Raw genomic sequence first — 26,230 nt, 5'->3', positions numbered from 1 at the left:
TCACCCTTCCTTGTGCTTCAGGACCTCGGCGAGGCTCGGCGCCTCCCGGTCCCGCTGGGACATCGATGTGACCGGCAGCGGCCAGCCGATGGCGAGCTCCGGGTCGTCGAAGGCGATCGTCACGTCCTCGGCCGGATCGTGCGGGCGGTCGATACGGTACGAGGTGTCGGCGGCCTCGGTCAGCGCCTGGAAGCCGTGCGCGCACCCCGCCGGGATGTACAGGGTCGTCTGCGTCTCGCCGGACAGTTCGAAGGAGGCCCGGCCCAGGTAGGTCGGCGACTCGGGCCGCAGGTCCACGACGACGTCGAAGATCCTTCCGTACGAGCACCGCACCAGCTTGGCCTCACCGGCGCCGGAGCGCAGATGCAGGCCGCGCAGCACGCCCCGGACCGAGCGGGACAGGCTGTCCTGCACGAAGGCGTCCGGGTCGAGGCCCACCGAGCGGATCACGTCGGCGTCGAAGGTGCGGCAGAAGAAGCCGCGCTCGTCGGCGTACGGCGTCGGCTCGAACAGGTACGCGCCGGCGATCTGCGGTACTTCGGTCGCTTTCATCGAGCCTCCCGATGCGCGTGGGCGTGTGCGTGGTCTGTCGCCGGGAAGAGGGCCGCGGTCAACGCGGCGAATTGGCGGGCGAGTTGCTGTGCGGCGGCCCGGTTCCGCTCGGTGAGGGTGTGCCGCAGTTCGGCCGAGTGCTTCTCCAGGTCCCTGAATTGTTCGAGCAGCCGGTCGGCGTCGACGGCGCGCGCCGGGTGGCAGTACGCGCCGAGGCCCATCCGGTCCATGAGCGCGTCGCTCTTCGCCGCATAGCAGAGGGCCAGTACCGGTGTGCCGGTCTTCAGCGCGCAGATCAGGTTGTGGTACCGGACCGCCACGACGGCGTCCGCAGCCGCCATCTCGTTCATCAGGTCGGCCAGTGAGGCCGGTTCGGCAGCGGTGACCAGGGCTGAGTCCACCGCGTCGAGGATCGCGGCGACCACCGACGCGTCGCAGTCGTCACCGGTGAGCAGCCGGACCGGCCTGCCCTCCTCGACCAGCGCACGGACGAACCGGATCGTCCCGTCGAGGTAGCGCCGGTATATCTCGTCGGCCCGGGCGCGGTCGTCGTTGCCGCCGTGGAAGTCCATGACGCCAACGCAGACCGTACCCGAGGACATGGCGGCCGAAGTCGTCGGCAGAGCGAACGCGAGGTCGGGGTAGACCTCGTCGCGCGCGGTGTCCACGCCCATCGCCCGCATCGCGTCCCGGGACTGGGCGTCCCGGTACGACCGGTACGCGGCCAGCCGCCCCGACCAGCGCACCAGGGCCCGGGTCGGCCGGTTGCGGATCTCGGCCGCGCCCACGCTGACCAGCGCGACCCGGGTGCGCAGCAGCCGGCCGCTCGCGCAGAGCAGGAACAGCGAGTACGGGAAGCCCCACGGCCGCAGCGGCAGCGTGGCCTCCAGCACGCCCATGCCCGGCACGATCACCACGTCGTGCCGGCGCACCCAGGCGGCGGTGCGGAAGACATCGACGAGTTTGCCCAGGCCCTTCGCCGCGATCGCGCCCGCGCGCGACGCGGTCCGGTACTCCGCGCGGTTCCAGTGCAGCCGCGTGGCGGGGATCCCGAACCGGGCCGTGACGGCCTCGGGTCCCCCGCACAGCGCGTCCACGACCGCCTCCGGGTGCTCGGCGCGGAGGTAGCCGAGCACGGCCTCGAGTGACCCGTCGTTGCCGAGGTTGCCGGAGCCGAGCAGGCCGAACACCCCCACACGTGTCGCCGTCCTCATGCCCGCCGCCCCTCACGCCCGGCGACGAGGGCGTCGACGGAGACGGTCAGCTCGGCCGGGTCGACCGGGGCGCGGTCCTCGACCCGTTCACCGGCGCCCGGCCGGGCCCGGCTGGTCATCCACGCGGCCAGGTGGCGGTAGCACGTGCGCCGGTCGGCCGCGCACAACGGGGCCCGCCGGATCGCCGAGGCGAAGCCCCAGACGTACTCGGCGAGCAGCCGGGGCGTCGGGTGGAGCGGGCCCGCCCGGCGCGGGTCCAGGTTGACGCACCGGGAGCGCTTGCTCGGGTTCGCCCGCTCGGCGCGGGTGGGGTGGTCGCGGCGGAAGTACAGCAGTTCCGGCACCTGGTGGAAGCGCCCGTGCAGGGCGATCTCGGCGACGAACGTGCGGTCCGCGTGGTGGTAGCTGTCCATGGGCTTCACCCGGCGCAGCGCGGCGGCCCGGATCACCCCGTAGAAGTCGTCGCCACCGGGCTCGAACAGCATGCTGCGGAAGCGCTCCGCCGGGTGCGGTGAGCCGGTGGCGAGCGTGTACTCGTACGGGACCTTCACCTCGCCGTCGCCGTCGATGACGGCCTGGTCGGCGTGTGCGAGGATCACGTCCGGCCGCTCGTCCAGCGCCTGGACACAAGCCCGCAGCAGGTCGCGGGCGTAAAGGTCGTCGTGCGAGGCCCACTTGAACAGCTCGCCGCGGCACTCGGCGAACACCCGGTTGTGGTTCGGCGTGGCGCCGATGTTCCGGGGCAGCCGGAGGTACCGGACGCGCGCGTCCCGCGCGGCGTACTCGCGGCAGATGTCCTCGGTCCCGTCGGTCGAGGCGTTGTCGGAGATGACCAGCTCGAAGTCCTCGTAGGTCTGGCCGAGCAGGGCGTCGAGCGACTCGGCCAGGTACTCCTCGCCGTTGTACACGGGCAGGCCGATGCTCAGCCTGGGTCGGTCGGTCATGAGGTCCTCACTTCGCGGATGGAATCGTGGTGGCGCTCGCGCAGGGCGGACCGCAGGTGCAGCCACCACACGGCCGAGCCGCTGACGGTCGCGGCGGCGACGCACCAGGCCGAGCCGACCGTGCCGGCGACGGCCGCCCCGCCGAGCCCGCCGCCGACGTAAGCGGCGGAGGCGAACAGCTGGGAGCGCAGGCTGCGCCGGGCGGCGCCGAGCGCGCGCAGCCCGGCCGCCGCGCCGGTGCCGAGGCCGGCGCCCGCGACGCCGAGGGTGACCGGCACGATGAGCGGTGCGGCGGAGTGCCAGACACCGCCCAGCGCCAACTCGCCGAGCCGGTCCGGCATCAGCAGCAGCGCCCCGCCCCAGAGCAGCGCGCCGGCGGCCTGCCCGCCACCCAGCAGCAGGCAGAACGCGCCGAGGCGGTGCGGGGTCCGCCGCAGCACCCGTGCCGCCTCCGGCACGGTGACCAGCGAAAGGCCCATCAGCACGGCGAGGAACGGGCCGAGCAGGAGCTCGGCGCCCCGCACCGCGCCCACCGCGCCGACCCCGACGATCGCGCCGAGTCCGTACGCCCGCAGCTGGCTCGCGCCGCTGAGGCAGGTGTTCTCGACCAGGTACCGGTAGCCGAGATCGCGCTGCTCGCGAAGCCACTCGCGCGCCCCGGCCACCCGAGGCCGGATGCCGGACTGGAGGTAGCCGTACCCCGCCGCCACCGTGGCGGACGCGCCCCAGGCGAGCACGAAGGCGGCCACGCTGCCCACCCGGGCCGCCACGATCATGGCCGGGACGAGCGCGACGCCCCACACGACGTCGTTGACGAACGCCTTGCGCCCGGCACCGGCGGCGAAGAACGAGAACCGCCAGGCGTCCTGCAGCAGCAGCCCCGGCAGCATGACGCCGAGGCAGACGAACGCGGGCCCGACGCGGCCGCCGAGGGCCGGCCCGGCCACCAGACACGCCGCGCCGATGACCGCCCCTACGCCGAGTGCGGTACCCGACGACCGGGCCACCGCCGCGCGCCAGGACGCTTCCGGCACGCCGCTGAAGCGCACCACGAGCGGATCGGTGGCCAGCCCGCGGGAGATGTTGAGCACCACGCCGTAGGTCACCCAGGCGAGGCTGAACACGCCGAACGCGGTCACCCCCAGCGAGCGGGCCACGTAGATGCCCACCGCGAAGTTGGACATGCTGGAGGCCGCCTGGTCGGCCAGTCCCCAGGACAGCCGGCCGACGAGGGCCCGCTTGGCGGATCGGGGCGGTGGCGCCGTCGTCTGCGGCTTCTCCCCCTCGGTGGGCATCGGCGTCATGCCTTGATCAGCCCGGCGCCGCGCAGGGCGCCGGCCGCGTCGGCGACGGTGTCGAACGGCAGCCCGGACCGCTCGGCGACGTCCAGCAGACTGTGCTCGCCGTCGGAGAGGTTGAGCACCCAGAGCATGGCCATCTGGGCCTGCTTGGTGTCGCTGCGGCCGCCGAGCGCGTCGTACAGCCCGCGTCGGCCCAGCTGCGGTTCGCCGTAGGGGCTGAGGTTGAGGTACCGCCGGTCGCGGTCCAGGACGGCGAACGCCTCGCGGCAGACGGCGAGGGTGTCCGCCATCGCCTCCGGGAAGACGAAGTCCAGGTTGTCCGCCGAGGTGTGGTACTCGGGGTAGCCCGCGTACGGGGTCCGGGTGAGCGAGCCGACGCCGAGATCGAACCCGGGCGAGCAGAACTGCCGCTCGTCGTAGCCGTACGGGGTGAACTCGACGACGCGGTACGGGCGTTCGGAGGCGGTCAGCACATGCCGCATCACCCGGTCGATCTCCGCGTCGCCGCGTCTGCTCTGTTTGTACGTGAGGTGGCCCCGGTCACCGGCACAGGCCAGCACGAGGCCGTGCTTGACCCGGTCGATCCGCTCCGCGTTGCGGGCCAGCCAGGTGATCGCCCCGATGGTGCCGGGCGCGAAGATGAACCGGTAGGTGTAGTACGGCGTCTGCTCGGCCAGCGCCCGGGCCAGGAACGTCGCCACCGCGACACCGGCCAGGTTGTCGTTGGCCAGCGACGGGTGGCAGACGTGGCAGGAGACGATCACCTCGTCGGGGACCTGCCCGGGGACGACGTGCTCGGCGTAGGTGAGGTGCCCGTCCGCGAGCGTGGAGTCGATACGCACCTCGTACTCGCCGTCCGGCAGCGCGTCCAGGGTCTCCTGGGCCAGGCAGAACCCCCATTCCGGCTGGTAGTAGCTGGTGCGGTAGGGCACCCAGGCCGGGTGGTCCGGCAGGGTGTGCAGGTGCGCGCGGAGCTCGGCCAGCGGCATGACCGCCGACACCGGCACGCTGTAGCCGAGCACGTGCAGGCTGGACGCGGCGAAGTCGACGACCCGGTTGCCTGCGGGGTCGGCGATGTACGCGTCCCGGATGTTCCACTCCTGCGGCACCGTCCAGTCGAGCACCTGGGTCCCGGTCGGCACCTCGTGCACCTTCAGCGGGACGTACTCGCCGACGATCTCCAGGGTGGCGCGCACACCGTCGCCGGTGATGCTCCGGCAGAGCGGGTACAGCCGCTCCACCAGCGCGTACATCTCCTCGCCTGGCGCGGTCACCGGCGCCACCGCAGGGTGTCGTCGACGGTGCCGGCGTCGGACGCCGCGCGCAGCACGGCGAGCCGGGTGAAGCGCTGCTCGAAGTCCTCCCGGGTCAGCCCGTGTTCCCGGTAGGCGTCGGCGAGTTCGAGCGCGCCCTGCTTCACCGTCCACTCGCAGTCGAAGCCGGGTAAGGCGGCGCGGAACCGGGAGAAGTCCACCCGGTACGAACGCGGATCGGCGCCGGTCTCCCCGGTGATCACCACCTTGGAGCCGGACACCGCCTCGGCGACCTGCCCGGCGATCTCGGCGACCGTGACGTTGTTGGTCTCGCTTCCGATGTTGAACGCCCGGTCGTGCACCGCCTCCCGCGGCGCGGTCAGCGCGGCCGTGAAGGCCCGTGCGATGTCGACGGCGTGCACCAGCGGGCGCCAGGGGGTGCCGTCGGAGAGCACCAGCACCTCGCCGGACAGCAGTGCGTGGCCCACCAGGTTGTTCAGCACGATGTCGGCGCGCAGCCGGGGCGAGTAGCCGAAGGCGGTGGCGTTGCGCATGAACACCGGGCTGAAGTCGCCGTCGGCCAGGTGGTGCAGATCGTCCTCGACCCGCACCTTGGACTCCGCGTACGGCGTCACCGGGCGCAGCGGGGCGTCCTCGGCCACCAGGTCGTCGCCGCCCGCGGCGCCGTAGACCGAGCAGGTCGACGCGTACAGGAAGCGCCGCACTCCGGCCTCGCGCGCCAGCCGGGCCAGCCGTACGGACGCGTGGTGGTTGATGTCGTGGGTGAGCTGTGGCGCCAGCGATCCCAGCGGGTCGTTGGAGAGCGCGGCCAGGTGGATCACCGCGTCGACCCCGGCCACGTGTTCGGCCGTGACATCGCGCAGGTCGACCCGATGCCCCGGCGGGTCGGCAGGTGTCGGGCCGAGGACACAGTCGGCGAAGAGTCCGGCGTCGAGGCCGACGACCTCGTGCCCGGCCTCGGCAAGGGCCGGGGCCATGACGGTTCCCAGATAGCCCTGGTGTCCGGTCAGCAGTACGCGCAAGGTTCAACCCCCCAGGTTGAGCGTGAGTTTGGTGACGGCGAACGCTTCGGCGTATCGCTCGTGGCATTCGATGCCGCGGATCCGCGCGAGGCCGAGGAAGGCCTCCCGGTCGTACCAGGGCCGGTGACGCTGCGAGGGGTAGTGCTCCTGCAGCAGCCGCACCTTCTGTTCGGCGGTCTCCGGCGACAGTGGCTGGTACGCCGCGAGGCGGCCGAGATCGCCGTCCCACTTGACGATCTCGTAGCCGAGCACGAGGTGGTCACGGAAGGCGGTGGGTATCAGCCGCGCCAGGCCGCGGTGGTCCTGGTGCGCGTCATCGGTACGCGGCGCCAGCACCAGATCCGGCTCGGTCCGCGCGCGCAGTTCCTCGACCGCGGCCTTGGCCTCTTCCCAGTGCGCGGGCAGCCGGCCGTCGGGCAGCTTGTGCACGGTCAGCCGCAGGTCGGCGTCCGGGCAGAAGGCGGCGAGCGCGGACTGCTCCTCCCGCTCCCGCTCGCTGCCGCCGCCGGTGAGCACCAGCGCGTCGACGCGGACGCCCGGCCGCGCGCGGCACAGCGCGAGCAGCGTGCCACCGGCGCCGATGGCGATGTCGTCGCAGTGCGCGCCCATGGCGACGATCCGGTCCAGGCGCCCGGTGTGCAGACGGATCACGCCGTCGCCCCCGCACCGTCTCGTTCCCACACGGCCCACGGGCGGTCGCCCCGGGCGTAGGCGGCGTCGAGCGCGGCCCGCTCCTTCACGGTGTCGGTCGGCTTCCAGAAGCCGCGGTGCTGGTGCGCCACCAGCCGGCCGCGCTTGGCCAGTTGGGCGCATCCGTCGGCCACCAGGTCCCCGTTCTCCGGGATGTGGTCGAAGACCTCCTGGCGGAGCACGAAGTAGCCGCCGTTCTCCCACAGTGGCAGTTCGCTCACCGCGGTGATGCCCCCCACCAGGCCGTCATCGCCCAGGTCCACGCAGTGGAACGAGGACTGCGGCGGCACCACCATCATCGACGCACCGGCGTCGCGCCGGGCGAACCGGTCGATCATCTCCGGCAGCGGGGCGTCGGTGAGCACGTCGGCGTAGTTGGCGAGGAACATCTCGTCGCCGTCCAGGTGGTGCCGCACCCGGCGCAGCCGCTCCCCGATCGGTGACTCGACGCCGGTCTGCGCGAACGTGATCGTCCAGTCCGAGATGTCGGTGGACAGCAGTTCGGTCCGCCCGCCTCGCAGCACGAAGTCGTTGGACGTCGTCTCCTCGTAGTTGAGGAAGAAGTCCTTGATGTGGTGGGCCCCGTACCCGAGGCACAGGATGAACTCCGTGTGCCCGAAGTGCGCGTAGTAGCGCATGACGTGCCAGATCAGCGGCCGGGGGCCGACCATGGCCATCGGCTTGGGCACATCGTCCGCGGCACCGCTCCGCATCCGCATCCCGTAACCGCCGCAGAACAGAACGACCTTCATGCCTTGACCTCGACAATGCTCAGTTCCGGGATGGGGAAGACCAGCCGGCCGCCCCAGTCGTGCACGAAGGACAGCTGCTCGACCAGTTCGGCCCGCAGGTTCCACGGGAGGACGAGCACGTAGTCCGGCTTGTCGGCGGCTATCCGTTCGGGCGGCAGGATCGGGACGCGGGTGCCCGGGGTGAACCTGCCGTGCTTGTAGGGGTTGCGGTCGACGGTGTACGGAAGCAGGTCGGGCCGGATGCCGCAGTGGTTGAGCAGGGTGTTGCCCTTGCCCGGGGCGCCGTAGCCGACGACCGTCTCGCCGCGCTCGGCCGCCTCGATGAGGAATCGCAGCAGGTCCCGGCGCACCTTGGCCACCCGGGCGGAGAACTCGGTGTACCCGGACAGTTCCCGCAGCCCGGCGGCCTTCTCCCGGTCCAGTACGTCGGCCACCCTCGAAGCCGGTTCGCCGGCCACCTCGGCCGGCCGGGCCCACAGCCGGATGGAACCGCCGTGCGTGGGCAGCAACTCGACGTCCACAAGGGCGAGTCCGCCGCTCGCGAGGGCTCGGATCGCGGACGCGACCGTGTAGTACTGGAAGTGCTCGTGGTAGATCGTGTCGTACTGGTTCTCCTCGATCAGGGTCAGCAGGTGCTGCACCTCGATGGAGACCCAGCCGTCGTCGGCGACCAGGGCGCGCAGCCCCCGGGTGAACCCGACCACGTCGGGGATGTGCGCGTACACGTTGTTGGCCACGACCAGGTCCGCCGGGCCGTGTTCGGCACGGACGGCCGAGCCGGTGTCCGGGCTCAGGAACTCCGTGAGCGTGGGCACGCCCGCGTCCCGCGCCGCGGCGCCGACGTTCACCGAAGGCTCGATGCCGAGGCAGCGGATCCCCCGGTCCACCACGTGTTTCAGCAGGTATCCGTCGTTGCTCGCCACCTCGACCACGAAGTCGTCGGGGCCGAGACCCAGCCGCGCCGTGGCGTCGGCGACGTACGTGCGCGCGTGCTCCACCCAGGAGGTCGAGTAGGAGGAGAAGTACGCGTACTCGCTGAACGTCTCCTCCGGCGTGATCAGCGGCGGGATCTGCGCGAGCCAGCAGTCGGTGCAGACCCGCAGGTGCAGCGGGTACGCCGGTTCCGGCTGGTCCAGTTGGTCCGCGGCGAGAAAGCTCTCACATGGTGGCGTCGCCCCGAGGTCGACAACGCTCGCCATCGCTTCCGAGCCGCAGAGTCGGCATCGTGTCATCTACTGTCCCCATCCCCCCTGCTCGCGCGGGAGTCCCCGCCACGAGTCAGTGCTGACCGCCCCGCGATCGCGGTGCGGTACTCCTCCACCAGGCGCTCCAGCCCGACGGCCGGGCTGAAATCCTGTTCGTAACGGAGCCGGGCCGCCCGGCCCATCTCCCGGTTCAGGGCCGGCTCGGCCGCGATCCGGCGCATGCCGGACGCGAGCGAGGCGGACTCGCCCGGCTGGTGCAGCAGCCCGGTCACGCCGTCCTCGACCAGTTCGGTGAAGGCCCCGTGACCGGCGGCGACGACCGGGACCCCGGCCGCCATCGCCTCCACGACCACCAGGCCGAACGCCTCCAGCCATGTCGAGGGCGCCACCACGGCGACCGATCGCGCGATGGCCTTGGCGCACTCCGCCGGGTCCAGCAGGCCGACGAAGGCCACGTCGTCCCGGCCCGCCGCCCAGGCGGTCACCTCTCGCTCCAGTGGCCCCGCACCGGCGATCACGAGCGGTACGCCCACACCGCCGCTCGCCGCGATCTCGTCCCACGCGGCCATGAGCAGCCGTATGCCCTTGGCCTCCGCGAGCCGGCCGAGACAGAGCAGATGCTCTCCCCCGCCTACCCGGCGGACGCCCGGGTCGGGCACGAAGTTGTGCTTCACCGCCAGCCGTTCGGCCGGCAGGCCGGCCCGCACCAGGACGTCGCGCTGCGCCGCGGAGATGCAGAAGAACCGCTCCACGCCGGACCACCATCGCCGCCGGTTGACCGACAGGCTGACCGCGAGCGGCACCGTGGCGAGGCGGGAGTTCCGATAGCAGCCGTGCCGCACGGCGGGCAGCGGTGCCGACCCGACGCACTCGGTGCACGGGCGGCCGTCCCGCTGCAGGGTGCCGGGCGGGCAGACCTGGGTGTAGTTGTGCAGCGTGGCGACGGCGGGCACACCGGCGTCGGCGCAGGCGGCGAGCACCGCGGGCGACAGGAGCGGGAAGACGTTGTGGACGTGGACCACGTCCGGCCGCTCGGTGCGCAGCCGGGCGGTGAGCTCCGCGCGGACCGCCGGGTTCCACGGCACGAGGAGCGGCACCGCGGCCTTGCCGAGGAGGGACCGGGCGGCGATGTCGTCGCTGCGCCGCTCGAACACCCCGACCTGATGGCCGGCCGCGCGCAACAGCTCCACCTCCTGGTCGACGACCTTGTTCTCCCCGCTCGGCTGCGCCGAGGCGTAGCGGTTGTGCACCACGAGGACGTGCATGCTCAAGGAACCTCCGATTTCCGGGCCCAGCGCGGAATGTGCCGTCGGGGCGCTTCGGGCGTCGCGAGCGGAGCGGCAGGTGCCGCCAGCAGGGTGGCGGCCAGGGCCAGATGCAGCAGATACGGCGAGGCGTCGCCGAGACCGGCCTCGGTGTACGAGGCGATCGCGCAGTAGCTGATCAGAAAGATCGCGCAGGCTCTCTGCAGCGACGGTGGCCGCAGCAACGCGACGCCGCCCAGCACGATGATGATCGCCGCGACGAGGGTGACGCCGACCAGACCCTGCTCGTTGTAGACGGCCAGCCAGCTGTTGTCGATCGGCAGCCCGCCGAACGACTTGTCGCCCAGGCCCACGCCGAACCACTTCTCCCCGGTCGTCCGGTCCGCGGCCAGCAGGGCGTCCCAGACCTTGGCCCGGCCGGTGAGGCTGGAGAAGTTCTCCTTGCTCTGTCCGCGCAGGAACCACGCCTGGAGCACGGAGGCGAACCCCACCGCGGCCACCGTGGCGCACAGCACCGCCCAGGTGAAGAAGCGGCGGGCCGCGGCGCTGGTGAGGAGGAGCGAGCCGATCGCCAACGCCAGGCCGAGGAACAGGCCGAGCGTGGCCGTCCGGGTGTGGGTCAGCGCGAGCAGGACGAGTGACGGCACGATGACCAGCGCCGCACTGGTCTTGTCGGTCCGGCGGCCCAGTACGAGCAGCACGGTGAGCCCGATGATCACCGCGGCGTACTGTCCGATCTGCGGCGGGGTGAGCGGCCACAACGCGCCGACCAGCCGCCCGCCGTAGAGGTCGGGCAGCGCCGCGCCCGGTGAGACGACCAGGCCGACGGCCACCGACCCGAGCACCGCGAAGTACATCCGGATGTGGTGCCGGACGAACGTCAGGCTGCCGTCCCACCAGCGGCTGAGCAGCCACAGCGCCCCGACGAAGAGAGCCAGCCGGACGCTGCGGAACAGCGCGCCGAACCCGGACTCCAGGTGCGCGCTGGAGATCACGCTCGTCACCAGCAGCAGGGTGAGCAGGAACACATACGCACTGGCTCGGATGCGCAGCCGGAGATTGACCGCGAGCGCCAGCGCGAACGCGGCGACCAGCGCGCCCATGGTGACCATCTGGATGAGGGAGCGGGGCAGCGGGACGATGGTCTTCGCCCCGGCGGAGCCGAGCGTGTTGAGGACCAGCAGCCCCCAGACCGTCCCGACGATCTTCGGTGTGTGGCCCCCGCCCACCTCAACCACCGTCCCGTGCGCGGAAGGTGCTGCCCGCGTCCTGCTGGTACGGCGTGCTCTGCCACTGCCCGAAGTCGAGCACCCGGCTCGGGTCGTGGGCGACGAACATCCATGGGCCGAGGTAGACGTTGTCGTGCCAGCGGTTGTGCTGCTTGTGGGTGATCGCCTCGGCCACCCCTTCGCCCTGGTACGGCGACCAGTCCGGATAGGTGCCGTAGTTGGCCAGCACCGCCATTCGGTCGCACTTCACCATGCACTTGACGACGGACTTGTCCAGCACGAAGCGGTTGTCGTGGATGTCCACCCGCTGGGTCTTCCACCGGCAGTCGGCGTAGAGCGGGGCTTTGGCGATCGCCGGTTTCGCGCAGCGGTGGGTCTTCCCGACCAGCAAGGTGCAGTCACCGGACGAGGTGTTGGCCGGGCTGTTGCAGAACCGGTCGGCGTTTTCCCACAGGGTGATCCCGGACCAGTTGTTCTCCAGCACGTTCCGGTAGATCTCGATCTTGTTTGTGCGGGCTTTGATCCGTGGTTCGCCACCTGACTCGGACAGGTAGACGGTCGCGAACGGGAAGTTGTCGCCTCGGTCGGCCTCCCCGCGGCCCTCGACCCAGTTGTTCCGCCGGATCGTGTTCTTCCGGATGACCGCGTTGTAGCTGGTCTCGTAGATCAGCGCGGCCCCGTCGTTGTCCTCGAGCACGTTGTTCTCGATGCGGAAGTCGTTGTTGTTGGTGTCCGCCCACAACCCGGTGCCGCGGTTGTCGTGCACCCAGTTGCCGCGTACGTCGGCGCCGTTGACGGCCCAGAACTTGATGCCTCCGGTGCAGCCGCAGCCCTTCCGCCGCCGCTCCCAGTCGCCGGTGTTGTTGCCCACGATCTCGTTGCCCTCGACCACCAGGCCGCTGATACGGCCCTTGGCCTTGTACGCGTTCATGCCGTACTGGCCGTTGCCGCGCAGGCAGCTGGCGCGGACCCGCTGGCGGGCACCGGCCATCAGCCCGGCGCCGGTGTTTTCCTGGATCGTCGTGTGCTCGATCACCCACCCGTCGGCCGAGTCATGGTTGACCACGCCCTCGTCCGGCGGCGCCACGAAACGTCGCACGGTCAGGTAGCGGATGGTGACGTCGCGGGCGGTGCCGCCGAACGCGTACTGGTTCTTCTTCCGGCCGTCGAGCACCGCGCCCGGCGCACCGAGGTAGCGGTTCCCCTCCTTGGGGATGACCTGGGCATAGCGGTCCGGGTCGAGCCTGTGCTTGCCCGGCCGAAGCCAGAACGTGGTGTTCGGGGGGTGGCTCTTGGTCTTCGCCGCCAGGTCACCGGCCACCGCGGGGTCGACCGTCACCGCGCCCGCCGGCGCCTTCGCCGGTCCGGCCACGGGATTGGCGCACACCCGGGCCACGGACCGGGCCGCGGACGCGGACGGCGCGGCGGTCGGCTCCGCCGCCGGGCCGCCCGGCGCGCTCTCACAGCCGGTCGCCGCCAGCAGGACGAGCGCCGCCACCGCCACCGGTAACGCCCAGCTCCGCCACTTGATCACCACGCGTCCTCCTAGCCGCGGAACGTGAGTACGGTGGTGAACCCCCGCGCGCCGTCGGCGAAGCCGGTGCCGACCAGTGTGGTGGTGGGTTCCTTGCGCCCGAAACCGGCGGAGTACCAGCCCAGCGGCGGTTCGGTCGCGCCGCGATGTGCCCGCCAGGACAGCTGCCCGGGCAGGTCGAGCACCGCGGAGCGGTCCTCGCCGTCCCGGGTCCAGGTGAGCCGTGCCCGGTTGGCCACCAGGTCCGCGGCGATCGCCGGGCCGAGGTGGAACGCCAGGCACACCTCCCGGCGCGGGCCGCGCACCTCGTCCACCACCCTCAGCTCCCCGGTCGCGGCCGTCAGTTCCACCCGGCGGCGGTGCACGGAGCCCTGGTAGCCGTCGTGCTCGGCACACCAGCGGGCCACGCCCTCGCCGGAGGTTTCCACGGCCAGGACGCGGCTGCGGGCATGCCGGGTCCACAGGAAGGGGCCGCCGGAGACGGACTGGTCACCGCCGTCCAGCTGCAGGGTGTTGTGGCCGAGGGTCGACCGGAAGTACCGCCGCCACTCGGGCTGCCCGTGGTAGCAGTACGTCCCCGGGTCGGCGAGCACGTCGACCCCGTCGTGCCGGACCTCCACGGACAGCGCGTCCGCGTGGGCATGCGCGGCGATGGACAGGAAGCCGTGCGGACCACCGTCGCAGCGGCACCAGATCTCTTCCGGGCCACGCAGGATCGTGAGCCCCGCGTCGGCGAAGTGGGCCGGTCGGCTCGGCGGGCGGGCCACCGGCAGTTCAGTGGGTTTGATGAACGCGGCCAGCAGCGGGGTGCGCACATCGGTGCCGGTCACCGCGGGCCACCAGGCGAGCCGGCCGAACACGGCGTCCCCGGTGGCCAGCAGCGAGGCCCAGCGGTCGGTGCCCGCGCCGTCCACGACCAGACCGTGCCCGTCGTCGGCGTCCCCCTGGCGCGGCGGCCGCAGCCGGCTGTCCACGATGGCCGCGAGCGCGTCGGTCATCCGCAGCAGCACCAGCCTGATCGACGCGGGCACCGGCCTGCCCGCGGCATCCGCCTCGGCCACCGCGGCCAGGCCGAGCTCCAGCACCAGTCCGTGATACTCGGTGGCCAGCTCGCGGTTGAGGCCGGAGTCGAAGGTGTTGCCGCGCAGCTGCCGCTCCAGCGACCGCAGCGCATCGGCCCGCCAGCGCGCCGAGGAGGGGAACCACCCGAACGCGCAGGCCGCGGCGAACTGCCCGGCGGCCTCGGCGATGACGTGGTTGTTCGCCGAGGACCCCCGGCTCGGGAAGGCGGCCAGCCAGCGCTGGTGGTGCCAGATCTGGTTCAGCGCCACCGGGTTGCCCTCGAACAGCCCGGCCGCGCCCGGCCAGCCGTCGAGGAGCCGGCGGATCCACACCCAGGACAGCAGCCGGATCCCCAGCTCGATGCCGCTGGTCCAGTGCACTCCGCGCAGCGGCGCGTTGGCCGTCCACCACGACCGCAGGTGCTCGGCCACCCGCTCGGCGTACCGCTCGTTCCCGGTGATCGCGTAGGCGGCGGCGAGCACGGTGAGGTACTGATGCCGGGACGGCTCCCAGATCTGCTTGATGTCCCCGACCGCGTCCTCGTCGCGGTACGGCACGTCGAAGGCGTAGCCCCACGGAGCCCGGCGCCCGGTCTTCGGGTCGTACCACCAGTCCGGGTCGGCCAGGTCGTCGCGTTCCACCCCGAAGTACTCGGCGTGCCCGGCCATCAGCCGATCCGCCTCGGCGATGAGGCGTTTCGCGGCGTCCGGTGGCACGGCGGCGATCGTCCCCGCGGGCAGTACCGCGGTGAACCGGGCGCCGGTCACGCTCGGGCAGTCCGGCCGCGCCGACCGCCACCGCCGCCTGCGCACCGCGTCGCCCACCCGGCCGCCGATCTCCCGCGGTCCCATCCGGGACAGCCGCCGCAGGTACCAGCCCGGGCTCCCCGAGCTCACGGTCATCGCGCCCTCGCCAACGTCACCGGCGCACCACTGGCCAGGCCGGCCCGCACGGCGAGGGTGGCCGCCGTGGTGGCGACCAGCGACTCCAGCGGCACCGGCATCGGCCCGCCGGTCCGCACGGCCTTGATGAACGCGGCCAGCTCGGCGGACTGGCCCTTGTCCCGGGCCTTGGGCAGCCGCGAACTGACCCACCGGTCGCGGCGGCCGTCGTACACGGCGGTACGGACGAAGTCGTCGAGCCGCAGCACCTTGCCGTCCGCGATCAGGTCCAGCGTCTCCTTGGGGAAGCCCGGCGAGCCGGTGGTGACGTAAGCGATGGTGGCGGTGGACCCGTCCGGGTATCGCAGCACGACCTGGAGGTCCTCGTTGCCGGACGTGGCGACCGCGTACACCGAGACCGGGTCGGCCCCGAGCAGCCAGCTCGCCGTGTCGATGAAGTGTCCGCCCTCGCCGGCGAACCGCGAGCCCTCGGTGCCCTGTTGGAGGTACCAGCTGCCGTGGTCGAGGCGGCCCGCGTTGACCAGGTAGCGGAGGCTTCCCGGCCCGGTCCGGGAACCGAACCGCTTCCTGGCCTCCTGCAGCAGCGGCGCGAACCGGCGGTTGAAGCCCACCTGCAGCCGGTCGTTGCCGGTCTCCTCCACCGCCGCGAGCACCCCGGCCAGCTCGTCCTCGGTGAGGGCCAGGGGCTTCTCCACGAACACCGCCTTGCCTGCCCGCAGCGCCCTCATGGTCAGTTCGGCGTGCGAGCTGTGGCGGGTGACCACGAACACCGCGTCGATGGACGGGTCGCCGAGCACGGCGTCGAGATCGGTGGTCGCCTCGGCGAAGCCGAACTTCCGCTTGGCGTTGGCCGCGGACAGCGCGGTGGTGGTGACGACCGTGGACAGCTCGACGCCTTCGCGCCGTTCCAGGTGCGGCAGCAGCATCGACGTCGCGTAGTTTCCCGCGCCGACGAACGCCAGCCGCACCGACGCGTTGGCCAGGGCCGGGGCGGACACTCCGCCGCCGCGCCGCACCGCGGGCACGGCCACCGCCGGGGCCTCCGTTTCCCCGGCCTGGCCGGGGTGCCCGGGATACCGGAACAGCACGGCCACGGCCTTCAGGTCGCCGTCCTTCAGGCGCTGGTACGTCTCGACGGCGTCATCGAAGTCGGCCATATGGGAGACCAGCGGCTCCACGTCGACGCTGCCGCGGGCGAGGAGATCGAGGAAACACGCCAGGTTGCGGCGCTCGGTCCAGCGCACGTAGCCGATCGGGTAGTCCCGCCCCTCGAGCTCGTACTCCGGGTCGTAGCGCCCGGGGCCGTAACTGCGGGAGAACCGGACGTCGAGCTCCTTCTCGTAGTACGCGTTCCACGGCAGGTCCAGACGGCACTTGCCGATGTCGACGACGCGGCCGCGGTCCCGGCTCAGCCGGGCGGCCAGCTCGACGGGCTGGTTGCTGCCGCCGCCGGCGGCCAGATACACCTGGTCCACACCGTGACCGCCGGTGAGTTCGGCGACGGCGGTTTCCACGGCCGCGGACGCGGGATCGCCGCAGGCCGCCGCGGACAGGCGCTCGGCGAGCTCGCAGCGCACCGGGTCGGGGTCGACCCCGACGACGCGGACTCCCGAGGCGGCAAGGAGCTGCACCACCAGCTGCCCGATCAGCCCGAGGCCGATGACCAGCGCCACGTCGCCGAGCTGTGGCTCGCCGCGGCGGACGCCCTGCAACGCGATCGACCCGACGGTGCCGAAGGCCGCGTGCCGCGGCTCGAGCCCGTCCGGCACCCGGGCGTAGAGGTTCTTCGGCACCCAGTTCAGCTCGGCGTGCAGCGCGTGCTCATTGCCGGCGCAGGCCACGAGGTCGCCGACCTTCACATCGTCGACCCCGCCGCCGACCTCCTCGACCACCCCGCACAGCGAGTAGCCGAGCGGCGTGTAGGAGTCCAGCTTGCCCATCACCTTGCGGTAGGTGGCGCCCACCCCGTTGGTGGCCACGCTCTGCATGACCTTGGCCACCTGGTCCGGCCGGGAGCGGGCCTTGCCCACCATCGACATCCCGGCCTCGGACACCTTCATGAGCTCGGTCCCGGTGGATATCAGCGAGTAGGCACTGCGGACCAGCACACCGCCCGGTTTGCACCCCGGCACCGGCACGTCGAGCAGCGCCAGCTCGCCGCTCTTGTAGTTCTGCACAACCTGCTTCACTCAAACTCCCCAGAAGTCGCGCCGCGATACCAGTACTCGAGGGTCAGCACATGCCACAGATGTTTGGAGAAGTCCCGCTGCCCGGCGGCGTCCTCGGCGACCATCCGCGCCAGCGCGTCGCGGCGCAGGAACCCGGAACGGACGAGCACGCCGTCGTGCACCACCTCGCGCACCAGCGGTGCCAGATCCCGGCTCATCCAGGCCCGCAGCGGGGCGCTGAACAGGCCCTTGGGCCGGTACACGATCTCCCGGGGCAGGATCGAGGTGGCCGCCTCCTTGAGGACGGCCTTCCCCTGCCGTCCGACGATCTTGCGGTCACCGGGCACGGCGAACGCCGCCCTGACCACCTCGACGTCCACATACGGCACCCGCACCTCGGTCGACGCGGCCATGCTCGACCGGTCCGTGTACGTGAGGTTCAGGCCCGGCAGGAACATCCGGGCGTCGCCCAGGCACATGCGGTTGACGAAGTCGTCGAGGTCGTTGTCCTGGTAGACATCCGCGTGCTCGGTCAGCACGTCCTCGACCGTCCCGGCCAGGTCCGGATCGATCAACGCGAGCAGCTCGTCCTGGTCGTACATGGTGTAGCTGCGCCGGAACGCGGTCTCCTCCGGCAGATCGGCGAAGGAGAGGAACCGCTTCGCGAAGCGCACCGACCGGTACCCACGGCGGGCCGTGGCCACCGGCAGCCGGTCCACGGCCCTGGACACCCCGCGCCGCAGGGGCCGCGGAACGCGCTGGTAGCGCAGCGCGATCAGGTTGGCCAGGTGCTTGCGGTAACCGGCGAACAGCTCGTCGGCACCCATCCCCGAGAGCATCACCTCGACCCCGGCCTCCCGGGCGGCCGAGCAGATCAGGAACGTGTTGATCGCGGCGGGGTCGCCGATCGGCTCGTCCAGGTGGTACGTCATCTGCGGCAGCAGGTCGAGCACGTTCGGGGCGATCTCGATCTCATGCAGGTCGACGCCGAACCGCTCGGCCACCCGCCGGGCGTAGCGCAGGTCGTCCGGCATCGCCTCGAACCTGGCGTCCTCGGCGCGGAACCCGATCGTGTAGGCGGAGATCCCGGGCTGGTGGCGGGCGGCCAGAGCGGTCAGGTAGCTGGAGTCGAGACCGCCGGAGAGGAAGGTCGCCACGGGCACGTCGGAGAGCAGATGGCGCCGGGTCGACTCCTCGACGATGGCGGCGAGGTCCGGCCGCTCGCCGCTCCGGGCCCGCTCCCGGCCCTCGGCGGCGACGTCCCTAAGGTTCCAGAACCGGCCGCGCTCCACCCGGCCGTCGGGCCGGATCCGCAGCCAGCTCCCCGGCGGCAGCTTCTCCGCTTCGCGGAACGCGCAGCGCGAGTCCGGCACCCAGTAGTAGAGCAGCGAGGCCACCAGCGCCGCATGGTCCACCTCCAGCGACCCGCCGGTCACGGCGGCGAGCGCCTTGAGTTCGGAGGCGAACACCAGGCCCTCGCCGCGCCGGAGCAGGAACAGCGGCTTGATGCCGAGTTGGTCGCGGACGAGCACCAGGTCACCGGTTCGCTCGTCGAAGATCCCGAACGCGAACATGCCGCGCAGCCGGGGCAGGCAGTCGGTGCCCCAGCGCCGCCAGGCCTCAAGCAGCACCTCGGTGTCGGAGGTACCGCGGAAGCGCACCCCGGCGGCTGCCAGTTCGGCTCGCAGCTCGGGCGCGTTGTACAGCTCGCCGTTGTACGTCAGGACGAGGCCGTCCGAGGCCATCGGCTGGGCGCCGGTCTCGGACAGGTCGATGATGGCCAGCCGGCGGTGCCCGAGGTGCACTTCGCCGTCACCGGCGGGGTGGCCGTACCGGCCCGTCCCGTCCGGACCGCGGTGGGCGAGGGTATCGGTGAGCCGGTCGGTCACGGCCTTCCCGTCCGGCCATCGGTAGGTGCCTGCGATGCCACACATGTCCTACCGTGCCTCCTGGTCGCTGTCCGGGACTCGCGCGGCCCACATCGGCAGCCGCTCCGTCCGTAGTTGGCCCGTCCCGTGCCGCCGGGCCGGCCGCTCGCCGTGGCCCCGCAGCGCGATGTGCAGCCCGTCCCACAGCGTTCCGTCGGTCCGGTCACGCGGATCGGGGTCGATCAGCACCACACCGATCACCGGAATGCGCTGGTCCGCGAGCTGCCGCGCCACGGTGTGCAGCCATGCGGCGCTGCCGTGCCCGGCACGCACGACGAGCACGGTCCGGGTACCGAGGTACTGGAGGTCGGTCCACGCGGTGCCGGGCCCGACCGAGCCGACGCCGAACCGGTGCTCCTGAGGCGACACGGCGGCGGCCTGCTCGCCGCTGACCACGGTCGGGTCTCCTGGCTTCGGGCGGCGGATCGCGAGCTGCGGACCGGGCAGACCGTCGATGATGACCACCGGCCCATCCGCCGCCAGCGCCCTGGCGAGGTCCAGGGCGATCACGCTCGTGCCGCGCGCACAGCCCAGTTCCAGCAGCGACACCGGTTCCGCGGCGCCGCGCACGGTGCGGGCCAGGGACGCGGTGAGCCTTGTCCGTGCCGCCCGGATCCGTCGGCGCCGCCACAGCCCGCCCGGCCGGCGGGGCAGCTCCGCGATGACCGAGGCGCCCAGGTTCGCCGCGATCTCCCGGCGCAGCACGGGTCGGTCCGCCACCACCGTGCCGACCGCGGCCACCGCGAGCCCGAGCGCGAGCCCGAGGACGAGCCCGATCGCGGCGTTGGTGGCAGCGGCCTTCAGCGGGGAGTGCCGCACCGCGCGCGGGGCGTCCACGATCTGCGTACCGGCGATGACCTTGGGCGTGCCGGTGCGCGCCTCCGCGGCGCGCTGGTCGAAATCGGCGATCCGCGAGTTGAGCTCGGCCCGGCGGGCGAAGAGCGACTCGATGCTCGCCGACGCTTCCGGGTCGCTGCCCGGCGATCGGTCCCCGATCGCCTTGTTGACCTCGGTGAGTTCGTCCCGTACGCGATCACGCTGGTCGAGCAGGGCCTTGGACTCGGCTTTCGCGGCCTCCCGCATCCGCCTCACATGGTCCGCGACGAACGCGTCGGCCAGCGCCTTGGCCCGGGCCACCGCTTCGGCGTCGCTGTCACCCGTCACATCGATCTGCAGCAGGTTGTTGGTCAAGCCGGTGCCCCGGTAGTCCCCCATGAAGTCCTCCGGTCTTTCCGTGGACTTGAGGGACCGCAGGGCCTCCCCGGCGATCCGCGAGGTCCCCAGCAGCGCGACGTCGGTGCGGATCAGCGTTCCGGTGTCGTTCGGCTGGTCCTCCTGATGCGCCACCAGCACCTTGGTCACCGCGGTCGGCGGCGACGGCAGCAGGACGGCCATCGCCGCACCGGCCAGCAGCCCCAGCAGAGCCATGGAGCACCAGAGGCGGCGGCGCCTGCGCACCGCCACCACCAGCGATTGGAGGTCAAGGAGCGGAGTGGCGGCCGACGACTCCGCGGTCTCGCTCGTCGTCACTTCGAGCCTCCCGTCGCGTGGCCGCGCACGGCGAGTTCCAGAGTGGGCTCGTCCGGAGGGCGGTCGGCGGTCCGCGTCGGGCGGGCCCGCACCGTTCCGGCGACGACGATGCCGACGACCTCATGCCCGGCGTCCGCACACGCCTCGGCGATGCCGGCGAGCTCCTCCGCGGTCCGGCTGCCCGCGCTGAGGACCACCAGGGCACCGGACTCGGTGTCGCGGTCCGGCACGATCGGCCGGTCCACCGAGACCTCCACCACCCGCAGCACGGGGTATCCCCTGCTCGAAGAGGAGGGGGAAGGATCGCCCTTGGCCTCGGCGGCGAGCTGCCCGGCGGCCCGGCGGGCGATCTCGTCGCCGTCCGGTACGACCACCAGCAGCCGCCGGGGAGCCGGCAACTGGTCCCGGAGGCGGGCGCACACCCGCCGGTAGCGGATCTGCCTGCCGGCCTCGTCGCCGGACCGCCGCGGGGTCGGCATGTCCCACCGGGTGTCGATGCCGAGGAGCCGGCGGATCCGGGCCCTTGGGCCGCCGCCTTCCGGCCGGTGCGCGCGCCCTTCACCAGGTACGTCGACGGTGCCCAGCAGTGTCGAGCCCAGCGCCGCGGCGATCTCCGGTTCGGTGCGCAGCCGGCGGCTCATCCGTGCGGCGGTGAGATGGCCGATGACCGCGAGCAGGAAGAACAGCAGCGCTCCGGCGACGGTGAGCTGCGTCCTAGTCGGCGGTGCCTCGCCGGACGGCCGGGCCGCCGGCCCCATGACGACCATGTTGGATTTGCTGGTCACCGGGTCGGCCTCGGTCAGCTTCTTCATGGCCTCCTGCAGCGCGATGCGCAGCTTCTCCAGCTCGGTGCGGCCCTGCACGCTCTCCACGGTCTGCCCCGGATCGGCCGCGTCGGCCAGTTCGGTGATGCGGCGGCTGGTCTGCACCACCATCTTCCGCAGTGTCTCGGGCCCGGCCGAGGCTTCGGAGTCGGTGTCGTCGCCCGCGAGCCGCGCGGCGAAGGCGACGAATTGCTGGGCCACCTGGTCGGAGAGGTGCTGTGCGCGCTCCGGGGTGTCGGCCGTACCCGAGATCTTGATGATGTTCCCGTCGGCTGCCTTGGCGCTCACCCGGTCCCGCAGCTCGCTGCCGCTGACCCCGGTCCAGCCGAGCGTGGCGGCCGCGCGGTCGACCACCACCGAACTGGTCGCGATCTCCGCCTGGGTGAGCAGCTCGCGCTCCTCCCACGCCCCCGGCAGCAGTACCGACGCCGACGCCGTGTAGCGCGGCGGAAACAGCAAGGAGGTGCCGTAGCCGACGAGCGCCCCCACCACGGCGAGGATGGTGAGAAGCCGCCACCGCCGACGGAAAATCCGCCCGATCGTGACCAGGCGTATCGTGTCATCGCTCAACGGCGCGGCCTCCTCCGTGCCCGGTCCGGGTCGCCCGCCGACGCGTAGGCGGCGAGCAGCGACGCCTGCGAGTTCCGCCAGGAGAGCGGCCCGCCGATCCGCTCCTGACCGATCTTGCCCATCCGGGCCCGCCGCTCCGGATCGTCGAGGAGCAGCGCGATGAGCCCCGCGAACTCGGCCTCGTCGTTGGCGGGCGCGTAGACGGCGGCGTCACCGGCGGAGACCCGCGCCTCCTTCAGGTCGAACGAGACGATCGGCCGGCCCATCGCCATGTACTCCAGGACCTTGTTCATGGTCGACACGTCGTTGAGCGGATTGCGCGGGTCGGGAGAGAGGCACACGTCCGCGGTGGACAGGTAGCGCACCAGGTCGGCGTCCGGAACGCGCCCGGTGAACTGCACCTGCCCGGTGAGCCCGAGCCGCCGGGACAGCTCCACCATCGCGTCGAAGGCGTCGCCGGAGCCGACGAACACCGCGTGCCAGTCGGTACGTCCGAGCTCGTCGCGCAGCTTCGCGAGGGCGCGCAAGGCGTAGTCGACGCCGTCCTGCGGGCCCATGACGCCGAGGTAGCACAGCAGATGAGGCTTGCCGCGCTTCAACTCCGGCTCGGGCGGCACCGGTTGGAACCGGTCGATCTGGGGCGCGCTGCGCACCACGAAGACGTCCTCAGGGCGCCGGCCGCCACGGCGCAGCGCGACGTCCCGGTAGCTCTCGTTCGTGGCGAGCACGACGTCCGCGGCCCGGTAGGTGCGCCGCTCCAGCGCGCACACGGCGCGGTAGAGCAGATCCTTGCCGCGGTCGAACCGGGAGAGGTACAGCTCGGGCACCAGGTCGTGCTGGTCGAAGACGAACCGCGCGCCGCGCCGCTTCAGCCACAGTGCCGGCAGGAACAGCAGATCGGGCGGGTTGCAGGCGTGGACCACGTCGACCGGGCCGACCTTCCGGGCCAGCCGGACCGTATGCCACAGCGCGGATCCGTACTCCCGCAGATAGCCGGCCGGTCCGCCGGTGGCCGCGCGCAACGGGTAGCGGTGGATCCGCACCCCGTCGATCAACGCCTCCGGCTCCGTGTCCCGCTTGCTCCCCCGGGGACAGATGACGTGCACCGTCCAGCCCGCGTCGCGCAGCGTCGTGCACTCCTGCCACACCCGCCGGTCGAACGGCACCGACAGGTTCTCCACCAGGATCAGCGCGCGCCGGCCCGACCCGTCACCGCTGATCGCGTTACCAGGCAAGGCCCATGTACCCCGGTTCGGCCCGGCGCGCCTCGGCGTCGGGAAGGCGGATGAGGTCGACGATCACCGGGCCGTCGCCATGGGGCAGCGCCGACAGCACGTCCGGATCCCTGGTCCCGACCAGGCACACCTCGGCGTGTTCGAGCACCTGGTCGACGGAGTCCGCGAGCAGCTGGGAGAGGTGCGGCAGCCGGGTCTCGATGTACTCGCGGTTGGCGCCGAGCAGCCGGGAGAGGCTCACGTTGGCGTCGTAGATCTTCAGGTCGTAGCCCTTGCCGAAGAGTCTCTCCGCCAGCTCGACGAGCGGGCTCTCGCGGAGGTCGTCGGTGCCGGGTTTGAACGACAGCCCGAACAGGCCCACCCGGCGCCTGCCGGTGCGCTCGACCAGCTCCACCGCGCGCCGCAGATGTTCGGAGTTGGAGGGCAGCACATGGGCGAGGATGGGCACCGAGACGTCGGCCCGCTGCGCCGCGTGGACCAGGCTGCGCAGGTCCTTGGGCAGGCAGGAGCCGCCGAAGGCGAAGCCGGGCCGCAGGTAGGCGGGGCTGATGTTCAGCTTGCGGTCGGCCAGGAACACGTCCATCACCTGGTGCGAGTCCACCCCGAGCGCCTGGCACACCGCGCCCAGTTCGTTCGCGAAGCCGATCTTGAGGCCGTGGAACGCGTTGTCCGCGTATTTGATCGCCTCGGCCGTCGGGACCGGCACCCGGAACACCTCGCCGGGCAAGCCGTCGTACAGCGCCGTCACCGCGTCGCCGCTCGCCGGGTCGAGCTCGCCGATGACGGTCTTGGGCGGGTCGAAGAAGTCCCGCACGCTCGTGCCCTCGCGCAGGAACTCCGGGTTGACCGCGACGCCGATGTCCACCCCGGCCGTGCCGCCGACGTACTTCTCCAGGATCGGCAGCAGCAGGTTCAGGCAGGTGCCCGGGAGCATGGTGCTGCGGAACACGACGGTGTGCCGGCCCCCCTGCTCGGCCCCCTCGGCCCCCTCGGCCAGCGCGGCGCCGATCTGCTCGGTGACCCGCTCCAAGTACGTGGTGCACAGGCTGCCGTTGGGCTCCGACGGCGTGCCCACACAGACCAGTGACACCTCGCTGCCCGTGATCGCCTCGCGGACGTCGCCGGTGGCGCGCAGCGCTCCGGTCCGCACGACCTCGGCGATGAGCTCGCCGATCCGCTCCTCGACCACCGGGGCCCTGCCGTCGTTGACCAGGTCGACCTTCACCTGGTTCACGTCCACCCCGATGACCTCGTGCCCCATACTGGCCAGGCACGCGGCCGACACGCAGCCCACGTAGCCGAGCCCGAAAACGCTGACTCTCATGACCCGTTCCTCCCCCCGGGCAGGCCCTTCCGGCCCGCCCTCCCTGCGCCGACCGGACGACGCCCGCCCCCGCGCATCAGTAGGCCCCCTGCCCCTGGAGCACCGCACGCAGCGTCTTCCACAAGATCACTGTGTCCAGGGCCAGCGACCAGTCCTCCACGTACCGCAGGTCCAGCCGGACCGCTTCCTCCCACGGCAGGTCACTGCGTCCGCTGATCTGCCACAGACCGGTGAGCCCTGGCTTGACCAGCAGCCGCCGCCGGATGTCCGGGCCGTACGCGGCGGACTCCTCCGGTAACGGAGGCCGCGGACCGACGAGCGACATCGATCCGGTGAGCACGTTGAAGAGCTGCGGGAGCTCGTCGATCGAGTACCGGCGCAGCACCGCCCCCACCCGGGTCACCCGCGGATCCCGGCGGACCTTGAACAGCAGTCCCGCGCCCTCGTTGCGGTCGGCCAGCTCGGCACGTGCCCTGTCAGCCCCGGCGACCATGGTGCGGAACTTGAGGATGGTGAACTCGCGGCCGTCCTTGCCGACCCTGCGCTGGCGGTAGAACGCCCCGCCCCGGCTGTCCACCAGCACGAGCAGCCCGACGAACACCATCAGCGGCGCGAACAGCACCAGCAGGATCGCCGCGCCCATCCGGTCGACGACCCCTTTGACCGCCCGGCGGCCCCCGGTGAAGGTGGGCATGCTGACCCGCAGCAGCGGGATCCCGAGCACCGCGTCGATGTGCAGCCGCGGGCCGGCCACCTCCATCAGCACGGGGGCCACGACCATCTCGGCGTCGCTGCCTTCGAGGTTCCAGGCCAGCCGCTGCAGCCGGTCCGGTGACCAGTGCGGGTCCGGTGTGACAGCGACGACACGGTAGCCGTCGTGGCGGACGTGCTTGGCGACGTCCGACAGCCGGCCGACGACCCGCACTCCGTCCAGCCGGTCACCGTCGAGCCCGCGACCGTCCGTCGTGCACACCGCCTCCACCCGCCACCCGAGGTGCGGGAACTTACGGGTCCGGGTGATCAGGTCGCGTACGGTGGCCGGGCTCCCGGCGGCGAGCACCGGTCGCAGACACCGTCCTTCCTTCCGCTGTTTGTGCAGCCAGAGGCGCAGCAGATACCGCGCGGACATGGTGACGAGCGCGATCGCGGGGATCGCGACGAAGATCCAGAGCTTGATGTTGCGCGAGGTGAGGGCGATCCCGCCGAGCGCCAGTACGACGGTCGCCGTGAACAGTGAGCGTCCGAGCCGGCGGAATTCCTCGGCCCCCTGACCGAGCACGGCCGGAGCCCACGACCGGCTCACCGCGAGCGCCCCCAGCACCAGCAGTTCGGTGCCGAATGCGAGAATTCCCCACTTCTCGTGCCAGTTGGCCGCGTCCCGGGCCCCGAAGAAGTTGCCGATCGCCGCCACCACGAAGGCGGTGGCCACGGTATCGCTGGTGATCACGGTACGTCGGTACCGCTGCTCCCAGTCGGTCGCGGGCTGTCTGATTGCCCCGTCCGCCAGACGCCCGCGCGCTGACGGAAACGGGTTGAGTAATCCCCCTTGCCGCACAGAACCCCCCAAGGTCCCCAGTGGTTCGACGTATTCGCCTCACACTGTTCTCGGGAGGTCCCCCCCCCCCGTACTGCCCCTCCCCTCGGGAGGCCCCCACCCCCCGGCACTGTTCCCCCTCGGGGGCCCCCGCCCCCGCGCCGCGCCGTT

20 protein-coding genes are annotated in these 26,230 nt (G+C 72.0%); all 20 read right to left on the bottom strand.

Going from position 1 to position 26,230, the window contains the following annotated elements:
• The gene (rfbC, locus tag LIV37_RS41475) at nt 1–552 is read right to left on the bottom strand and encodes a dTDP-4-dehydrorhamnose 3,5-epimerase (protein WP_020873045.1); all 552 of its coding nucleotides are present in this window, start codon (nt 550–552) and stop codon (nt 1–3) included.
• Nucleotides 549–1,766 carry a polysaccharide pyruvyl transferase family protein gene (locus tag LIV37_RS41470; RefSeq protein ID WP_121823886.1) on the bottom strand — a complete coding sequence of 406 codons (1,218 nt, stop codon included), beginning with the start codon at nt 1,764–1,766 and terminating at the stop codon, nt 549–551. Before LIV37_RS41470 ends, rfbC begins: the two co-directional genes overlap by 4 nt.
• A complete protein-coding gene (locus LIV37_RS41465; protein WP_020873043.1) occupies nt 1,763–2,710 on the bottom strand; it encodes a glycosyltransferase family 2 protein in 948 nt (315 codons plus the stop codon). Before LIV37_RS41465 ends, LIV37_RS41470 begins: the two co-directional genes overlap by 4 nt.
• Nucleotides 2,707–4,014 (bottom strand): MATE family efflux transporter, encoded by a 1,308-nt coding sequence (locus LIV37_RS41460; protein WP_121823887.1) that lies wholly within the window; start codon nt 4,012–4,014, stop codon nt 2,707–2,709. The genes LIV37_RS41465 and LIV37_RS41460 overlap by 4 nt, the downstream gene beginning before the upstream one ends.
• Nucleotides 4,011–5,294: a DUF4910 domain-containing protein gene (locus LIV37_RS41455; protein WP_020873041.1), complete on the bottom strand. Its 1,284-nt coding sequence runs from the start codon at nt 5,292–5,294 to the stop codon at nt 4,011–4,013. The genes LIV37_RS41460 and LIV37_RS41455 overlap by 4 nt, the downstream gene beginning before the upstream one ends.
• Nucleotides 5,282–6,307: an NAD-dependent epimerase/dehydratase family protein gene (locus LIV37_RS41450; protein WP_020873040.1), complete on the bottom strand. Its 1,026-nt coding sequence runs from the start codon at nt 6,305–6,307 to the stop codon at nt 5,282–5,284. The genes LIV37_RS41455 and LIV37_RS41450 overlap by 13 nt, the downstream gene beginning before the upstream one ends.
• Before the next feature lie 3 nt (nt 6,308–6,310).
• On the bottom strand, nt 6,311–6,958 hold the full coding sequence (locus LIV37_RS41445; RefSeq protein WP_020873039.1) for a PIG-L deacetylase family protein: 648 nt from the start codon (nt 6,956–6,958) through the stop codon (nt 6,311–6,313).
• Nucleotides 6,955–7,749 carry a glycosyltransferase family protein gene (locus LIV37_RS41440; protein WP_020873038.1) on the bottom strand — a complete coding sequence of 265 codons (795 nt, stop codon included), beginning with the start codon at nt 7,747–7,749 and terminating at the stop codon, nt 6,955–6,957. Before LIV37_RS41440 ends, LIV37_RS41445 begins: the two co-directional genes overlap by 4 nt.
• Nucleotides 7,746–8,981 (bottom strand): class I SAM-dependent methyltransferase, encoded by a 1,236-nt coding sequence (locus LIV37_RS41435; protein ID WP_121823888.1) that lies wholly within the window; start codon nt 8,979–8,981, stop codon nt 7,746–7,748. The genes LIV37_RS41440 and LIV37_RS41435 overlap by 4 nt, the downstream gene beginning before the upstream one ends.
• A complete protein-coding gene (locus LIV37_RS41430; RefSeq protein WP_020873036.1) occupies nt 8,978–10,219 on the bottom strand; it encodes a glycosyltransferase in 1,242 nt (413 codons plus the stop codon). Before LIV37_RS41430 ends, LIV37_RS41435 begins: the two co-directional genes overlap by 4 nt.
• 2 nt (nt 10,220–10,221) lie before the next feature.
• Nucleotides 10,222–11,448, bottom strand: coding sequence for an O-antigen ligase domain-containing protein (locus LIV37_RS41425; RefSeq protein WP_121823889.1), 1,227 nt, complete (start codon nt 11,446–11,448; stop codon nt 10,222–10,224).
• A 1-nt stretch (nt 11,449) separates the two neighbouring features.
• On the bottom strand, nt 11,450–12,985 hold the full coding sequence (locus LIV37_RS41420) for a right-handed parallel beta-helix repeat-containing protein (protein ID WP_020873034.1): 1,536 nt from the start codon (nt 12,983–12,985) through the stop codon (nt 11,450–11,452).
• 8 nt (nt 12,986–12,993) lie between these two features.
• Nucleotides 12,994–14,946: an alginate lyase family protein gene (locus tag LIV37_RS41415; protein WP_020873033.1), complete on the bottom strand. Its 1,953-nt coding sequence runs from the start codon at nt 14,944–14,946 to the stop codon at nt 12,994–12,996.
• Nucleotides 14,943–17,135, bottom strand: coding sequence for a bi-domain-containing oxidoreductase (locus LIV37_RS41410; RefSeq protein WP_020873032.1), 2,193 nt, complete (start codon nt 17,133–17,135; stop codon nt 14,943–14,945). The genes LIV37_RS41415 and LIV37_RS41410 overlap by 4 nt, the downstream gene beginning before the upstream one ends.
• Nucleotides 17,132–19,048, bottom strand: a complete 1,917-nt coding sequence (asnB, locus tag LIV37_RS41405; RefSeq protein WP_020873031.1) for an asparagine synthase (glutamine-hydrolyzing) — start codon at nt 19,046–19,048, stop codon at nt 17,132–17,134. The genes LIV37_RS41410 and asnB overlap by 4 nt, the downstream gene beginning before the upstream one ends.
• A gap of 3 nt (nt 19,049–19,051) precedes the next feature.
• Nucleotides 19,052–20,572, bottom strand: a complete 1,521-nt coding sequence (locus tag LIV37_RS41400) for a Wzz/FepE/Etk N-terminal domain-containing protein (protein ID WP_020873030.1) — start codon at nt 20,570–20,572, stop codon at nt 19,052–19,054.
• A complete protein-coding gene (locus LIV37_RS41395) occupies nt 20,569–21,966 on the bottom strand; it encodes a Wzz/FepE/Etk N-terminal domain-containing protein (protein WP_020873029.1) in 1,398 nt (465 codons plus the stop codon). The genes LIV37_RS41400 and LIV37_RS41395 overlap by 4 nt, the downstream gene beginning before the upstream one ends.
• On the bottom strand, nt 21,963–23,201 hold the full coding sequence (locus LIV37_RS41390) for a glycosyltransferase family 4 protein (protein WP_020873028.1): 1,239 nt from the start codon (nt 23,199–23,201) through the stop codon (nt 21,963–21,965). Before LIV37_RS41390 ends, LIV37_RS41395 begins: the two co-directional genes overlap by 4 nt.
• Complete coding sequence (locus LIV37_RS41385) at nt 23,191–24,525, bottom strand: nucleotide sugar dehydrogenase (RefSeq protein WP_020873027.1); 1,335 nt, start codon at nt 24,523–24,525, stop codon at nt 23,191–23,193. Before LIV37_RS41385 ends, LIV37_RS41390 begins: the two co-directional genes overlap by 11 nt.
• 76 nt (nt 24,526–24,601) lie before the next feature.
• Nucleotides 24,602–26,080: a sugar transferase gene (locus LIV37_RS41380; protein ID WP_121823890.1), complete on the bottom strand. Its 1,479-nt coding sequence runs from the start codon at nt 26,078–26,080 to the stop codon at nt 24,602–24,604.
• Nucleotides 26,081–26,230: the final 150 nt, after the last annotated feature.

The sequence above is a fragment of the Streptomyces rapamycinicus NRRL 5491 genome (genome assembly GCF_024298965.1).
Taxonomy (GTDB): Bacteria; Actinomycetota; Actinomycetes; order Streptomycetales; family Streptomycetaceae; genus Streptomyces; species Streptomyces rapamycinicus.
Note: the sequence above shows the minus strand (reverse complement) of the source record. Positions and strands in the feature narration are given on the sequence as shown.